The sequence below is a fragment of the Acinetobacter sp. TR11 genome (assembly GCF_027105035.1).
Classification (GTDB): Bacteria; Pseudomonadota; Gammaproteobacteria; order Pseudomonadales; family Moraxellaceae; genus Acinetobacter.
On record NZ_CP114256.1, the window covers coordinates 2117108 to 2132582 of the forward strand.

At 38.7% G+C, this 15475-nt stretch carries 17 protein-coding genes and 5 pseudogenes; 6 read left to right on the top strand and 16 right to left on the bottom strand.

Going from position 1 to position 15475, the window contains the following annotated elements; all coding sequences use genetic code 11:
* Positions 1–29 precede the first annotated feature (29 nt).
* Genes O1450_RS10060 through tsaD form a run of 3 tightly spaced genes read right to left on the bottom strand, consistent with a single transcriptional unit; the run spans position 30 to position 2246 of the window.
* Complete coding sequence (locus O1450_RS10060; protein WP_269228310.1) at positions 30–785, bottom strand: tRNA(His) guanylyltransferase Thg1 family protein; 756 nt, start codon at positions 783–785, stop codon at positions 30–32.
* Positions 785–1237 carry an AAA family ATPase gene (locus O1450_RS10065; RefSeq protein WP_269228311.1) on the bottom strand — a complete coding sequence of 151 codons (453 nt, stop codon included), beginning with the start codon at positions 1235–1237 and terminating at the stop codon, positions 785–787. Before O1450_RS10065 ends, O1450_RS10060 begins: the two co-directional genes overlap by 1 nt.
* 1 nt (position 1238) lies before the next feature.
* Positions 1239–2246 (bottom strand): tRNA (adenosine(37)-N6)-threonylcarbamoyltransferase complex transferase subunit TsaD, encoded by a 1008-nt coding sequence (tsaD, locus tag O1450_RS10070; protein WP_178883191.1) that lies wholly within the window; start codon positions 2244–2246, stop codon positions 1239–1241.
* A 145-nt stretch (positions 2247–2391) separates the two neighbouring features.
* Here tsaD and rpsU point away from each other — a divergent pair, with 145 nt between their 5' ends.
* Both rpsU and O1450_RS10080 read left to right on the top strand, forming a co-directional pair.
* Entirely contained in the window at positions 2392–2607 is a 216-nt protein-coding gene (gene rpsU, locus O1450_RS10075; protein WP_004652785.1) for a 30S ribosomal protein S21, read from the top strand.
* Positions 2608–2636: 29 nt separating this feature from the next.
* Positions 2637–3084, top strand: a pseudogene (locus tag O1450_RS10080) (GatB/YqeY domain-containing protein).
* Between the two features lie 80 nt (positions 3085–3164).
* Here O1450_RS10080 and O1450_RS10085 read toward each other — a convergent pair.
* The 8 genes from O1450_RS10085 to O1450_RS10120 all read right to left on the bottom strand — a co-directional run bounded on the left by O1450_RS10085 (position 3165) and on the right by O1450_RS10120 (position 10090).
* Positions 3165–3524 carry a hypothetical protein gene (locus tag O1450_RS10085; RefSeq protein WP_004662963.1) on the bottom strand — a complete coding sequence of 120 codons (360 nt, stop codon included), beginning with the start codon at positions 3522–3524 and terminating at the stop codon, positions 3165–3167.
* Between the two features lie 40 nt (positions 3525–3564).
* The gene (locus O1450_RS10090; protein WP_269228312.1) at positions 3565–3930 is read right to left on the bottom strand and encodes a GFA family protein; all 366 of its coding nucleotides are present in this window, start codon (positions 3928–3930) and stop codon (positions 3565–3567) included.
* 31 nt (positions 3931–3961) lie between these two features.
* Positions 3962–5374 carry a M48 family metalloprotease gene (locus O1450_RS10095; RefSeq protein WP_269230459.1) on the bottom strand — a complete coding sequence of 471 codons (1413 nt, stop codon included), beginning with the start codon at positions 5372–5374 and terminating at the stop codon, positions 3962–3964.
* 154 nt (positions 5375–5528) lie between these two features.
* Complete coding sequence (locus O1450_RS10100) at positions 5529–6116, bottom strand: 1-acyl-sn-glycerol-3-phosphate acyltransferase (protein WP_269228313.1); 588 nt, start codon at positions 6114–6116, stop codon at positions 5529–5531.
* A gap of 102 nt (positions 6117–6218) precedes the next feature.
* Positions 6219–7184 carry a 2-hydroxyacid dehydrogenase gene (locus O1450_RS10105; protein WP_269228314.1) on the bottom strand — a complete coding sequence of 322 codons (966 nt, stop codon included), beginning with the start codon at positions 7182–7184 and terminating at the stop codon, positions 6219–6221.
* A 17-nt stretch (positions 7185–7201) separates the two neighbouring features.
* Positions 7202–7849, bottom strand: a complete 648-nt coding sequence (locus O1450_RS10110) for a hypothetical protein (protein ID WP_269228315.1) — start codon at positions 7847–7849, stop codon at positions 7202–7204.
* A gap of 326 nt (positions 7850–8175) precedes the next feature.
* Positions 8176–9474 (bottom strand): Y-family DNA polymerase, encoded by a 1299-nt coding sequence (locus O1450_RS10115; protein WP_269228316.1) that lies wholly within the window; start codon positions 9472–9474, stop codon positions 8176–8178.
* Between the two features lie 4 nt (positions 9475–9478).
* Positions 9479–10090: a LexA family protein gene (locus O1450_RS10120; protein ID WP_269228317.1), complete on the bottom strand. Its 612-nt coding sequence runs from the start codon at positions 10088–10090 to the stop codon at positions 9479–9481.
* A 290-nt stretch (positions 10091–10380) separates the two neighbouring features.
* On the opposite strand from O1450_RS10120, the gene O1450_RS10125 reads away from it, so the two are divergent.
* Positions 10381–10611: a hypothetical protein gene (locus O1450_RS10125; protein ID WP_004662971.1), complete on the top strand. Its 231-nt coding sequence runs from the start codon at positions 10381–10383 to the stop codon at positions 10609–10611.
* A 196-nt stretch (positions 10612–10807) separates the two neighbouring features.
* On the opposite strand, the gene O1450_RS10130 is transcribed toward O1450_RS10125, so the two are convergent.
* Positions 10808–11035 carry a hypothetical protein gene (locus O1450_RS10130; RefSeq protein WP_269228318.1) on the bottom strand — a complete coding sequence of 76 codons (228 nt, stop codon included), beginning with the start codon at positions 11033–11035 and terminating at the stop codon, positions 10808–10810.
* A 252-nt stretch (positions 11036–11287) separates the two neighbouring features.
* Between O1450_RS10130 and O1450_RS10135 the strand changes: the two are divergent.
* A pseudogene (locus O1450_RS10135) lies at positions 11288–11616 on the top strand (transposase family protein); the annotation flags it as partial.
* Positions 11615–11770 (top strand): annotated as a pseudogene (locus tag O1450_RS10140) (DUF2147 domain-containing protein); the annotation flags it as partial. The pseudogenes O1450_RS10135 and O1450_RS10140, both read left to right, overlap by 2 nt.
* Before the next feature lie 77 nt (positions 11771–11847).
* On the opposite strand, the pseudogene O1450_RS10145 reads toward O1450_RS10140, so the two are convergent.
* The 4 genes and pseudogenes from O1450_RS10145 to tnpA all read right to left on the bottom strand — a co-directional run.
* A pseudogene (locus O1450_RS10145) lies at positions 11848–11985 on the bottom strand (hydrolase or metal-binding protein); the annotation flags it as partial.
* Between the two features lie 99 nt (positions 11986–12084).
* The gene (gene tnpC / locus O1450_RS10150) at positions 12085–13689 is read right to left on the bottom strand and encodes an IS66 family transposase (protein WP_269228225.1); all 1605 of its coding nucleotides are present in this window, start codon (positions 13687–13689) and stop codon (positions 12085–12087) included.
* A gap of 74 nt (positions 13690–13763) precedes the next feature.
* A complete protein-coding gene (gene tnpB, locus O1450_RS10155) occupies positions 13764–14099 on the bottom strand; it encodes an IS66 family insertion sequence element accessory protein TnpB (RefSeq protein ID WP_269228226.1) in 336 nt (111 codons plus the stop codon).
* The gene (gene tnpA, locus O1450_RS10160) at positions 14096–14524 is read right to left on the bottom strand and encodes an IS66-like element accessory protein TnpA (RefSeq protein ID WP_269228227.1); all 429 of its coding nucleotides are present in this window, start codon (positions 14522–14524) and stop codon (positions 14096–14098) included. The genes tnpB and tnpA overlap by 4 nt, the downstream gene beginning before the upstream one ends.
* Before the next feature lie 117 nt (positions 14525–14641).
* Between tnpA and O1450_RS10165 the strand changes: the two are divergent.
* Positions 14642–15296 (top strand): annotated as a pseudogene (locus O1450_RS10165) (IS1595 family transposase).
* Positions 15297–15475 lie beyond the last annotated feature (179 nt).

Genomic DNA, 15475 nt, shown 5'->3' on the forward strand with positions numbered 1-15475 from the left:
ATTATGAACGGTAGTTCATAAAAATATTTTCAAAAAAAATTTTGACCTATAAATTCACTATAAAACTCATTTAAAGGCAAATCAAAATCAGCAACTAATTGCCTTCTTGTCGTTTGTGTAATTTCACCAGTTTTCGGATTCAGACCCATTTTCTCAACGTCTTTCCAATAAACACCTGTACCACGTTTTTGCCATGCAGGAAGTTCATTAAAATTAATCTGCTGTGAAAAGAGTAAATCATGCTTTTCTTGACGATTTAACCCTTTAACTTGTTCCGTTGCTTCAGCTACTGCATGACCCGATTTTCTTAACATCCAATAGCAGTGTGCATTTAATGCATTTCGATGAGCATCCTCTTGTCTCCAACGGAAATAGTCATCTACTAATTGCGAATTGGGTAAAACACAAACTCGAGCATCAAAAGTAGCAATTTGACCATGCATCACTGAGAATTTTGCACTGGCTTCACCTGCTAAAATAGAAAGAATTTTGCGTTCCTTACGGTTAAAACTTTCATCACGGTAATGGAATAAAAGAGAAATTTCATCGCTCTGGGTGTAACCATAAACGATATTAAAACCACACTGTAATAAATGGGTTGTGGTTTCTACCATTAAATCTCTAAAATGTACATCAAATGGTGCTTCAAATTGCCAAATATCTTTGGTTAACCGTGTAAATCCACGACCATCCAACCTTACGACAATATAATTTTCGGGCGGAATACAGAAATCGTAAGCCGTCTCATATTTTCTTAATCTTATATCTAAATCTTCAAATCTCATTATTGTTCTCTTTGATACAGCAATCTCACATTAAAGTCATTTTCTTGATCAATTGAAACGCTGTAAATTTCATCAAAACCCTCATAAAGTTCAGGTATTTCTAACTTTTTAAAAGTTGAAATAACACCAACTCGGGGAATTTTCGCCTTACCTTCACGTCGTTCATTCCGAAAAAGAGCATCATCCAAACTGCTATCAAAATAGTATGCGATCACTTTAAAGTGTGCATTTTTTGCATCTTGAACATATATCTTTCGATCGAGTTTACTTGGATTGGTATTATCAATAACAACTTTCTGTTTTGCTTCTAAACAGGCATTAAACAATATTTTCTCACGATGTCTGGTTTTCAACATATCAAGATTGAGACGAATATGAGTATCAGAGAAATATCGCTTAAAGAATGTTGATTTACCTGAAGCTTGCCCACCTACAAAAATGATAAGTTCCATTTTAGGTCGGTTGTAACTCAGTCATTGGCCATCTTGGTGTCGTCGTCACCGCTAAACCATCATGTTGCCCAGCTTTTAAACGTTGATATCCAGCAAAGGCAATCATGGCGCCATTATCAGTACACAATGCAGGCTCAGCATAATAGACTTGAGCTTTGATTTTTTTAAGTGATGTTTCCAATTGCTCACGTAATCGTAGATTTGCACTCACACCACCTGCAATCACCAAACGTTTTAAACCTGTTTGCTTTAAAGCTTTCACTGATTTTTTAGCGAGTGTATCAACAACTGCTTCTTGAAAAGAAGCTGCCACATCGGCATCACGATTCTCTTCACCTAGCTTTTTCAATTGTACAGAAACCGCTGTTTTAAGACCACTAAAAGAAAAATCTAAACCTTGATGTAATATTGGTCGTGGAAATTCAAATGCCTTGGCATCACCCTGTAACGCCAATTTCGCAATATTCGGCCCACCTGGATAAGGCAGTTTCATCATTTTTGCGACTTTATCGAAGGCTTCACCTGCAGCATCGTCAATTGACTCACCGAGCAATTCATATTGACCGATCCCATAGGCTGCCATGAGTTGAGTGTGACCACCTGAAACTAATAAAGCCACAAATGGAAATTCTGGTGGCGTTTCCGAAAGTAATGGCGCAAGCATATGACCTTCCATATGATGCACACCAATTGCAGGTTTATTAAATGCAAAGGCCAAACTGCGGCCAAATAATGCTCCAGTCATCAGTGCACCCATCAATCCTGGACCACGGGTATAGGCAACAGCATCAATCTCTTGCTTTTTAACACCACTCTGCTCAAGCAATTGATTAATCAAAGGAATCATTTTACGAACATGATCACGTGAAGCCAGCTCTGGTACGACACCGCCATATTCTGCATGCAGTTTAATTTGGCTATACAAAACCTGTCCTCGTAATCCGAGCTCGCTATCATAGAGTGCTAACCCAGTTTCATCACACGAAGTTTCTAAGCCCAAAACAATCATTAAACTGCCTTTACAACGATCAAAAATAATATCAGAGCTATTATAGACTTGTGATCTGAGTTGTAAATGAGTAAAATACTGACCTTCACTTGCGATCTAGTGCAATCGTGCATTAGATCTTATCCATAATCTTAGAGGATTTTACATGCCACAAGTTAAGTTGAAAGAAGGCGAACCAGTAGACGTAGCTATCCGTCGTTTCAAACGTTCATGCGAAAAAGCGGGTGTTTTAGCTGACGTTCGTAAGCGCGAATTCTATGAGAAACCAACTCAAGAACGTAAGCGTAAAAAAGCTGCTGCAGTTAAGCGTTATCAAAAGAAATTGACTCGCGAATCTGTACGTACTACTCGCCTTTACTAATTAATTTGTGATTGACTGCTGAAGAGACTATGAATACTTTAAAAAACCAAATTACTGACGTATTAAAAAACTCAATGCGTGCCAAAGATATGGCAACAGTAACGGTTATTCGTGGTGTACAAGCAGCAATTAAGCAAATCGAAGTCGATGAACGCATAGAGCTTGACGATGCTCAGGTTCTTGCGGTCATTGAAAAGCAAATTAAACAACGTAAAGAATCGATCAAGGCCTTTTCTGGCGCTGGTCGAGATGATTTAGCTAGTAAGGAACAAGCCGAAGTTGAGGTTATTTCTCAATTTCTACCAGCCGCTATGACTGAGGAAGAACTTGATTCCATCATTGAGCAAACGATTGCTGCTCAAGAAGCTACCTAGCATGAAAGATATGGGTAAGGTGATGAATTCTCTACGTCCGATCATAGCCGGGCGTGCCGATCCTGCACAAGTATCTGCTAAAATTAAAGCAAAATTAAGCTAATCTGCTTAATTTCCTCTATTTTATACAAATTATTCTATTTAAAAATTGGATTCATTAAATAATGAACCCAAGAGATTATTTTACTTAAAATCACATTGAACATTATATTTCACTAGCATTTGCATCTCATTTGACTCAGTGACTTGTTTGATTACATCCTGTTTAGTCATATTTGCATATTGTGGCGGTAAGGATGAGCGATTTTTTTCAATCGCATCTGACATATCCTGAATATAACGCTGATTAATACCACAATACTGAGCTTGCTGCTCAGGTGTGAACTGTGAAATCTGTGGATTAAGGCTACGTAAAAAACTACGAATATCCTGTGCATAGACACTACGAATTTTCTCAACCGAATTTACATATTGCTCAACTGATGCTGCTGAGCTAATCCCCACACTGCTTATCGCAAAAATAAAAACTAAAATTTTCTTCATAAATGTTCTAACTTCTCAGCGATTTTTTACGCAAATAATCTTATCTTAATTCAATAAAGTTTGGTTTGTGCTCAGTAAAAAATTCTTCTTTTGGTGCAGGAAGATTCCCATCTGTCACTGTTCCTAGGCGTAAACGAATCACATTAGGTAAATCTGTACGATAGGAATAAAGTGGACTGGCACAGTTTTGACAAAATACCCGTGCCTTATTCGGGGTATGAAAATATTCTTTCAGTTGCTCTTGCCCAGAAATAAGCTCAAATTGAGTTTGATCAATTGGGCTATTCCAACCCGCGATAGAACCTTGTGCTTGTTGGCAATCAGTGCAGTAACATAAAATACTGTTTTCAATTTCCCCATGATATTGATACTGCACTACTCCACACAAACATTGTCCTTTAACCATGTGTCTTTCCTTTAATTGTTTTAATGATTATCTAAAGCCTCATACGTCGCTCATCTTGCATTTGTTTTAACCGAGCGTCAATCTTAGCCGACATCGCGACATTGCCTTTTGCCAGACGTTGCGCATGTAACATCGACTTAATCGCATTTTCTTCATAGCCTGACCAATATTCGGCCTCTGCCCGATAACCCAATACATTGACGGCTTGCAAAGGTGAACTTTTATCTAAATTGGTTGCCTGTTGCAGCAATTGCCAACCCTCAATATCACGTTGGTTTTTATGAATAAAACGTTGCACCAATGTTTGTGCCTGTGCAACTTGCTTTTGTCGAATCAGCACCTCTGCCAATTTATAAGATAGAGCTCGATTCTCAGGCATGGTTTTTTGAATTGGATTAATACTATTAAAAGCCTGATCCAATTTATTTTGACCTAAATAGATATCGGTTTGAATCAGCGGTACAAGTACATGATTCTGAAGTTTAGTCTTCACCAAATCTAAATTGGCCTGAGCTTGTGCATAATCGCCCTGCTCCAGATAAAACTTGCTCAGTGCTAATTGTGCAGCTGTATTTTTCTGATTTGCCAGTGACTGTAATTGAATTTCAGTCGCCTGATTCGATACCACCAAGGTGTAAAGCTTTAGAATTTCAAAATCAAGATCATAAATTTTAGACTTTACTTTAGGAAGTTGATTGGCGCGCAGACGTGCTTCACTCATACGTTCTGTTGTTAGTGGATGAGTAAACCAAAAATCAGGTAGGAAACTCACACGACTTGTTTCACGATGCATAGTTTCAAAATAATCTGCCATGCTTTGTGGATTATATCCAGCAGAATACATAAACTGCATACCAATACGGTCTGCTTCACGCTCTTGATTACGACTATAACTGAGTTGCTTGTCCATCAACGCAGCTTGTGTGCCTAACATCACCGCTGACCCAACATCACCATCCGCTTTAGATGCGATTGCCGCACCGACAAGAATACCTGCGAGAGCAAGTAACCCCTGTCCTTTAAATGCTTCTTGTGAACGACTGTAATGTCGCTGTGCAACGTGGGCGATCTCGTGGGCCATGACCCCTGCTATTTCATCCAAATTTTTTGCAGATGTAATTAAGCCTGTATTTAATGCAAACAAACCACCAGGCACTGCAAATGCATTAATTTGTGGATCTTTTATAACCACTAAACCAATCGGTTGACCAAGCTGAGTCTGACTAAGAATACCTGAAAAAACCTGTAAAAATTGATCTTCTAACCACGCATCTTGTACTGTTGGCATCTGTCGATGAACTTCACGATAAACTTTTTCACCAATCAGTTTTTCTTTCTGCTGATCAAGCAAACCTATACCACTGCCAATTTCAGGTACTTCTGTTTGTCCAGTTATCTGCGTAGGCAAAAAGATCTGAGTATGACTCAATTGAGTGGTGGCCAATAAGCCACATGCAAGCAGCAGCGATCTCAAGTCGTTTCTCTATGATTCTAATGAAGAAATTTAATATAACATTAGAAAATGAAGATATTTGCAACGAAGTGTTATAAAAGGCAGGAAAATCCTGCCTTAGTTTATATTTTTGAAAGCAACACGATTATTTCGTGTTTACATAACGTTGATCGACACTAAATTTCTCTGGAAACTTTGCATTAATCTCTGCATAAAAAGACATAATCTCAACCATATCTTTTTCATAATCTCCCGTAGGATAAACAATTTTTCCTACACCTGTTTTTTTCTTAGCATAATCCATATACGCCAATGCAATCGGCACCCCTGCGGTGGTTGCAACATGATAAAAGCCAGTTTTCCACTGTTCTTGTTTAGCACGCGTCCCTTCTGGTGTCACTAACATCACTAACTTAGGATGTGTTTTGAACAAGTCACTCATGAGTTGAACCATACTCGGTCGCGCTTGTCCTTCTTGTTTCGCGCTACGATCAATCCCAATACCACCCATTGCACGCACAAATGGACCAAATGGAAACTTCATGTAACTATCTTTAATCGTAAGACGAACATTTACACCTAAAGCTTTTAATGCCAACCGTGCATATAAAGCATCCCAATTACTGGTATGTGGAGCTGCAATCATCACACATTGATCAACATTCAAATCCCAATGATTATCCAGTTCCCAACCCATTAGATTTAAACTTTTTTCAGCCAATTTCTCAAACACAGACACCCCGAAGACAAAATTTCAAAAGGCGAAAGTGTACCAATATTAATCAACTTAAAAAGACCATATAGATTAAAAATCCAACAATCGAGTTGTAAGTAATTATTCGAATTTTGGATTGACGAGATAACGAGGTGTTCTATCTTGTAGTGCGTCCACTAAATTTTGATAGGCAAGTTTCACCATTTTCTGACGCGTTTCTGCGGTTGCTGAACCAATATGTGGCAAGGTTACTGCATTTGGCAACTCAAATAATGCTGAATTTTGCAGAGGTTCTTTGGCATAGACATCTAATCCAGCAGCAAATATCTTATTTTGTTTTAATGCTTCGATTAAAGCGTCTTCATTGACTACAGAGCCACGCGCAATATTGACGAAGACAGCATGTTTTTGCATTAAGTCAAACTGTTCTGCGCCAATCAATGCTTGGGATTCATGATTTAAATCGACAGCAACTACAATAAAATCAGACTGTTGCAATAATTGGTCTAAGTCCCGATATTGTGCATTAAATGCTTGAGCCACCTCAATCTTTTCACGGCGGTTATGGTATAAAATATTCATATTAAAACCATAAAATCCACGACGGGCAATGGCAGCACCAATATTCCCTAAGCCAATAATGCCTAGAGTTTTACCAAAAACATCCATACCATATTGTTCAGTAGATACCGTGCGTTTCCACTGACCTTGTTTGGTCCATGCATCAAGGTATGGAACTTTGCGTGCGGCACTCAGCAACAAAGTAAAGGCAAGATCAGCCGTTGTTTCTGTCAAAACATGTGGTGTATTAGCAAGCCAAATTTTCTTTTGATTAAGATAGCTAACATCGTAATTATCATAACCAACAGACACTGTCGAAATGATTTTAAGTTTTTGGGCTGGTGCTAAATTACTTTCATTTAACAGTCGTCCTGCGCCAATCATGGCATCAGCATCAACAACTTCTGTTCGAATCTGTTCGTTGATATCACCCAGTTTAGGATTAAGTACCACGACCCGATAATCTTGCTGTAACTGCGCTAAAACGTCTTGATCTATTTGGCTGAATACAACAACTTTCTTCATGATTCGATTTCCGATCTTTATTGCATGAGCTGCCACAACCGTCTTTTTAATAAAGGTTGGGCTAACATTTCTTCTAAACTCGCTAAATGCAAGATATTAGAATGCTGAATAAAATCCAATTGACCTAAGCACAATATCTTTTTTTGTGTTGCGGTTGCATCCAGAAAACCTTGAATATACGAGGAGAGTCCCCGACTTTCCTGAAAAGCAGCCAAAGGAAATGGCCATTTTAATTCAGCATACTGTCCTAATCTGGCCTTTTGAATATTTTGCCAAAGTTGGCTTTGAGCATCACTAAGCTGACTGCTTTCTAATAAAATGGCACAGTTTTCCAACACATACATTTGCAATTCAAATGACTGAATCTGAGCAGTAATAACAATCTGTTCTTTTTCAACAAGCGCTGCTTTAGCAATAGGCTCTGTAACAACTTTCGTTTGATGCAATACTTCAATTTCGGTGATCGGTGGCGTATGTGCAGATGTTGCTGGAATATCTTCTAAAATCGGTGCAACTTCAAATGTAAGTTCTGTAGACTCAGAAACGTCATCAATTAATTGATCTCGCCATAGACTTGGTGCAGTGTTTTTTTGACATACAACTTCCCGAGGAATCCAAACACCTATTCCCAAAGCTGCTAGCCTGTTTCTCTGCTGCCCAATCATCTTACCTACTCATTCTGGTTACTCACGGTAATTTGCGATACCGTAAGCTGAGTAGTCTAACATAAACCGATCTCGTCAAAATGGCTTCCTTTTGTTCAATCAAACCAATACAAATTCAATTCATTATTTAATAAGATATGCTTATCTTTAATTTAGGCAATTATTTAACAACAACAGATAATTTTTCATTCATCTATTTTCTACATTTTTATTCAAATACTTCAATAAATAATTAGGATCTTGCTGTGTTAAATTCAAACGTTCTCAAGGAAAAATAATGAGTTTCAAGGTTAATATTGAAAAATATAAGCTGTAGTATTAATACTTTACAGAACCCTTAGAAGCTCATCCCACTTGGTCAGATAACTCGGTGACTTATGGTTTTGATTCATACGCCACGCTCGCCCATGTGGCGTAATTAATCGCCCTAGTGTCATACAATCCCGACCAAATCTTTTATTAATATCATCAAAAGCGATCGAAAGATTTTTTCGAGCAACGAGCTTATTGGTGTCATGGAATAAATCTACTGCATGGCTATGTTGTGGGATAATATCCAACAAAATCACTTCTGCTTTTTTATAACGATGCCCTGCTTGATAAATTCGATCAAGCCCCTGTAACACGGCTTTGATAATTTCTAAACGATCATCGCTATAGTCAGATAGATACATCACTATATAGGGGCGATAATATTGATCTTTGTCAAAACGATTGGTGCGAATGCTAACGCCAACAGCTTTGCACAGTAATTTTTGCTTTCGCAAACGCTCAATAGCACGTAAGCTAAATTCAGTTAAAGCGCCACTCAGGCTAGTTTTGTCCTCAATCGGCTGACCAAAGGAACGGCTGCTTAACACCTGTCGTCGATCTGTCACAACATCTTCAATTTCTAAGCAAGCCATGCCTTGTAATTCTTTAACCGTATTTTCCATGACCACAGAAAAATACTTACCTAACATTTTAGGATCGGCTTGAACCAAATCCAACACCGAGTAGATATTCATTTTTTCTAAGCGCTGACGAATCTTTCGTCCCACACCCCACACCTCACCTACAGACATCTTCTGCAACAAGTCTTCAATCACGCATGGGTCTTCAGCAACGATATTACAAACACTATCAAAACAGGCGTGTGTCTTGGCTAGATTATTGGCCAGTTTAGCTTGAGTCTTGGAATAACCAATGCCTATGCAACATGGCAGACCCAACCAGTTTTTCACTGTGTCTAGAATTTGGTGTGCATATTCGGTTAAATCGTGACTACGCTGATAGGCAGTCAACTCTAAAAAGCATTCATCAATCGAATAAACTTCCTGTTCAGAGGGATCTACAAAATTGCCTAATATGTTCATAAAACGACGCGACATTTCCGCATACAAAGCATAATTACTGGAAAAGACCTGCACTTGATGCTGACGAATAATATCTTCAATTTGGAAGAATGGCACAGCCATACGAATGCCGAGCTTTTTTGCTTCATAAGAGCGGGAAACCACACAGCCATCGTTATTAGATAGAACCACCACAGGACGCTTTTCTAACTTTGGATTGAACACGCGCTCGCAACTGACATAACAGTTATTCACATCAATTAAAGCAAAAATACGTTGCGGTAGGCTCATTGGCTTACCTCATTGGCTTCAAGTTATACGTCACCACACCCCAGATCTGTAACTCTTGTCCGTCTGTGATATAAATATTTTGGTAATCTGGATTTTCAGCTTTTAACCATACCTTTGGTGGGCTGAAATGATGATCAATCATCAAACGTTTGACAGTAAAATCATTGTCAATCAAAGCAATCACTATATCCCCAGACTTCGCTGTAAGACTACGATCCACCACTAATGGATCATCAATATCAATCCCTGCGTCCAACATCGACAGTGAATTGGCTTTGACGATGAAAGTCGAGTTTTCGTTACGAATTAAAAATTCATTTAAATCGAGTGATTGCTCAACATGATCTTGGGCAGGCGATGGAAAACCCGCAGCAACTCGTTCCGTTGCAAGTGGAATATGATAAATTCGGTCATTCTTTACTTGCACATTTTGGATTCTCATTTGACCAATCAAATCTGTACGAGTATCGGTTTTGACATTATTCAGTAACCAATTTTTGATGAAATCAACTTGAGATTCGGGAACACGGATGACTTTAGTTGGCTCACTGAATTGTGCTTTACGTCCTGCATTACTTCGGGCGCCACCATGCTCAAATTCATTTTTTTTGGACATAACTTCTCCTTACCCAAGTTTAAAATACTTACAAATAATTTAACTTGAAAAAGTTACAAATTCAAGTTGACGTACAATTAATTTTGCATAACAATGAATTTAATAGATCAAATTTTGGCTTGTTTAACTAATACACGGATGTGAAATAAGCCAATATTAGTATTTAAAATCAATGGTTTAAAAAATAAATTTATTTTTAAAAACTTAAATCATTGATCTAATTCAAGAATATATTTGATCTGTTAGCAGTAGATTTTACTCAAAAGATTTTTGATGTGGAGACATGAAAAATGAACAATCGACGTGATGCTATTCTTGGTTATGCTGACGAACAACATGCTTTCTTTATTCGTCTCATCGAGAACAACACTGTATTAGGTGAGAGCTATGGACTATTTTGTGACAACCAAAATAGTGAGGCAGCGGAAAGTATTATGACTACCCTTTTTCTAAAAAAATCTTTTTGGCTCAATGGCTCTGAGTTTAATGACATTGTTAAAGGGCTTAACCCAATTCATTAAGATAACATAACAGTGTTTTCAACAACTGTTTGCTATGGCTAAGGGCTTGTACGATCACCTTAAACCGACAAGCTCATTATTTTTATTTTAGATTTCATTCAAGATTTAAATCACTTTCGTTGCCCTCAAATAAAAGCCCACTTATTTGAATCTCATAAGTGGGTCTTTTTATCGTATTGAAAATACAAGATTGAGGTCAGATAAATCTTTTGTCATTCACAGGTGCAACTAACTTATAAATTTTTCCATCTATATGACTTTCAAAAAGTAAATCGATATTTGGAAAAATGATATTCCCTTCTACTTCAATATGCTCAACTCGTTTAAAAAAAGGAATATCTTGGTCTTCTAAATCATTGAGCTGTGCCACAACAATCGATTCATTTTCTTCTTGATCTTTAATAATTACCGTAATCTTATCCATAATACTTCTTCCCAAAATATTGTTGATAGGACTATGGGAAATTTTTTATGGATTGTCGACTAATAGCTTGTAACAAGACTTATAACTATTATATTTTTATTTTTTAGACGCCTAAGTGATTGAAATTAAGCACTGGTTAGAAATTTCTTTAATATTAAACTAACCATACAGTTACAATATTATTTAAAAATATTTCAGAAAATTTTACATTAAACCTCTTGTGAAAGTAAAAAGTGCCTCAATATAGATTTTATGAACTATAAGAAATTAAACCGTTTTTCAGATTCTGAATTCAAACGTTTGATTGGCGTACCTCGACCAGTTTTTTGTGAAATGGTAAAGGTTTTAAAAGAAGTAGAATTACTCAAAAAGAAATCAGAGCGTCCTCATACTTTAGCTATAGAGGATCAATTATTATTAACATTCAATTACTTGCGGAATTACAACACTCAATTGGAATTGGCGGAAAATTACCATATCACTGAAAGTAATGTGAATCGAACCATTAAAAGGTTGAAGATACATTAATGAAATCAAGACATTTTACTCTGCCAAAACGAAGCATTACCACAGCAGATGAATAGCTATGAAAATAATTCAATTCTCGACACAAAAACTGGTAAAACATATAGCTTCAATGCTACCTTATCTCCTGATGGCAAAAAGCTTAGTGGACGTGGTTACATTGGTATTTCTGCGCTTGGTAGAAGTCAAACGTGGTATCGGATCAACTAACAAAAAAAGATTAAGCTTTTTTTATTTTGGATTGAATTAAATTCAATCCAAAATACACTCTAGATAATAAAATCATTTCAATTCAAAGCCTGCACACTCTGCTGCAGTCCTTTCTGAATATCCTGAACATGAGTCAAATCATGATTTTGTCGATGCTCTGATTTATAATCCCCCACATAAAACTCCTCAACAATATCTAAACACTCTTCACCCCCTCACCTAAAAGCTAGAATTGTCTAAGCTCTGCCATCGTACATACTCTAAAAAAAATTTGGGGCTGTAGGTAAGCGTCCGCTGAACCCCATAGCTATTTTTTAATATTGGTCGGGTTTCCAGCGGTGTGGCAGTAATTCTTCTATTTGGGTCGCTTTATGCGTCGGTAGCCTTTTCAGCACATCACTTAAATAGGCATACGGATCCAGTCCATTCAGCTTTGCTGACTGGATCAGGGTCATGATGTTTGCAGCTCGCTGACCACTGCGCAGCGAACCTGCAAATAGCCAGTTCTTGCGTCCTAAGGCCCAAGGTCGCATTTGATTTTCGATCCAATTGTTACAAATCGGTAGATTGCCATCATCCAAATAGCGACTTAAAGCTGGCCAACGCTTCAGAGTGTAATTGATCGCCTTGGCGATTGGAGAACTCGATGGCACCGTCAGATAATGTTGGTTGAGCCATTCATATAGTTGTTGCATCACCAGTTGGCTATGTTGTTGCCGGTATTCGCGGCGGTGTTGCGCTGTACCATCGGTCTTTTTCCTGAGTTCTGCTTCTATGGCATACAGTTTCTGAATCATCACTAATGCCTGTTCAGCGACCTGACTTTTCCCGGTCACATGCAGTTCATGGAATTTACGACGTGCATGGGTCATGCAGCCCACCTCAATGACCTGGCCTGATTTAAAGCGTGCTTTATAACCACTATAATCATCACAGACCAGATGGCCCTGCCAGTCTTTCAGGAACTCTTCAGCATGCTGGCCAGAACGGCTATCCTGAAAGTCATAGATCACCGCCTGAAGTGGATTGTACTGTGTGGTGGCATAGGCCCAGACATAACCTTTCTTCGGTTTTTTCTCATTCTCACCCATCTGCATGATGGTGACTGGTGTTTCATCGGCATGCAGCACCTGTTGCTGCAGTACAAGCTGTCTTAAGGCATTAACCAGAGGTTCCAGTTCCACACCGCAGCGACCTATCCAGTCAGATAATGTGGATCTGGAAAGATCAATACCTGCCCGCTGATAGATCAGGCGCTGACGGTACAGCGGCAAATGATCGGCATACTTCGATACCAGCACATGGCTGAGCAATTCAGGTGAAGCAATGCCTTTATCAATCACATAGGCGGGCATCGCTTGCTGAGTCAGGGTGTCGCACTGATCACAGACCCATTTGCCACGGACATGCTGTTCCTTGTAGAACTGTGCCGGTCTGAAATGCAGTTTTTCACTGATATCTTCGCCGATACGACGTAACTGGCAGCCACAACTGCATTGGGTTGATGCAGGTTCATGCTCAATACGGATGGTGTGTAGATGATCTGGCAGCAGTCGACGTTTAGGTTTGTTGACTGTGGCTTTCTGTGTCGCTGCATCGGTTTTATCTGCATTTAATCGTTCTAATTCCAGATCAACGGCTGCGATATCTTCTTCGACCGCTTCGTCCCATAGATGGATTTGTTTTGCGGTGAGATGTTCGTTTTTACTGCCGAATTTATGCTTTTTAAACAGCGCCAGTTCATGCTCGTATCTTTGATTGAGAATAGAAAGATGCTGAACTTTGGCATCCAATTGCTGGTTTGATTTTTCTAATTCTTGATTTGATTGTGCCAGAGACTGATGCTGCATCGCCAACTGCCGGGTAAATTCCAGCAGTTGTTCATGGGTCAGTTGGCTTAAGTCAGGCAGCGTATTCATGACCGCAGTATGCCTGAGGTCATGACGCAGAGGATATAGAACATTTGGAGAATAGCAGAATGTACCAAGCTAGTTTAGAGCATTGTGACCACTTGCTGTCGTCCAATGCGCTGCCAGGGCAAACCCTGAATTAGTGCCTGTAACTGTTCTGGACTGAGAGCTACGTTTTCACTCTGGTGAACTTTAGCCCAGTGGAATTTTCCCTGTTCCAGCCGCCTGGCACACAGCCAGATGCCCAGTCCATCATGTACCAGCACTTTCATACGATGGCCACGTTTATTACAGAACAGGTAGGCGCAATGCGGTTTGATTGAGCCAAAGGCTTTCATAATCTGCGCCATGGCCGTATCCATACCCGCACGCATGTCCATGGGCTGGGTAGACAACCAGATTTCATCGATACGGATCATTTGATCAAGCCCTGAAGTAAAAGCAGTAATTCAGTTGCAGACTCCACCGGCCATTCGATTTCGATCATCTGATCCCTTACGGAACCTTGTTCATCATGTAATGGAATCCTGATATGAGCGGTAGCTTTCTTCTCTGGCACAGGTGGCGGAGGTGCTTCTTGTTTGACTGGCGTCGGGTGAAGAATGACGGGAAGGAAGTCGGTCTGTGGAATGGATGAGATTGTTAATGATGGAACCATTGATCTGGACTGACGAATCCATTTATGCAGCAGATTAGCATTGATCTGATGTTGCATTGCTACCTTGGCCACTGATGTATCTGGCTGCTGGCATTGCTGAATAAGTTGATGTTTAAATTCAGCCGTGAAAGTTCGACGGGGCTTTTTTAGCGTTGCTGTACTGTCTATAACTGTCTTTAAATCCATAAATAGGTGTCCACTTAAAATTTAGTGGACACTATCGTGGTATTAATGAGTTAGAAAAAGTGGGGTTCAGCGGACGCTTACGGCTGTAGTAGATTAGCCTTGTGATAATCTACTTTTATGAAGATAACTAGATGTAAATTAAATAGAAAAATCCAGATAAGGTTATTAGAGTTTTTCATTGCTGAAGTTACCGCTAGAACTGCTGCTGATTTATTGGAAATTCAACCTAATTCCGCAGCATTGTTCTATAGGAAAATTCGACAAATCATTATGTTTCACCTTGACCAAGATGCCATTGAAGTATTTCAAGGGCAGATCGAATTAGATGAAAGCTATTTTGGTGGTACAGGTAAAGGTAAGCGTGGTAGAGGTGCTGCTGGTAAAGTGATTGTTTTTTGGTTTACTCAAGCGCAATGGTAAAGTCTATACGGTCATTGTACCTGATACTAAATCGAGCACCTTAATGCCTGTAATATCAAATAAAATCACTTCTGATAGCGTTGTTTATACAGATCACTGGCATAGTTATAATGCTTTAGATGTCACAGGATTTAGTCACTATAGAATCAATCATTCAAGCAATTTTGCTGATGGTTCAAATAATATCAATGGAATTGAAAACTTTTGGAATCAGGAAAAAAGAGTGCTTCGAAAATACAATGGTATTGACCGAAATGCCTTTTTATTGTTTATTAAAGAATGTGAGTTTCGATTTAATTATGGCAGCGCTAAGCAACAGTTGAAAACACTATTAAATTGGGCTGATATTTGACCTTATCTACTACAGCCCAAAAAAATTTTATAAATTAACAGTTGCTCACAGAAACTTCACTATCGACCCAGTATAAATATTAAGAGTCTTATACTGATCTAAATTCATATAAGGAAATTATAAGACGAATAACTATTATTCAAAAATATAGCCAAGATCAGCATGGTCAAGGAGATACA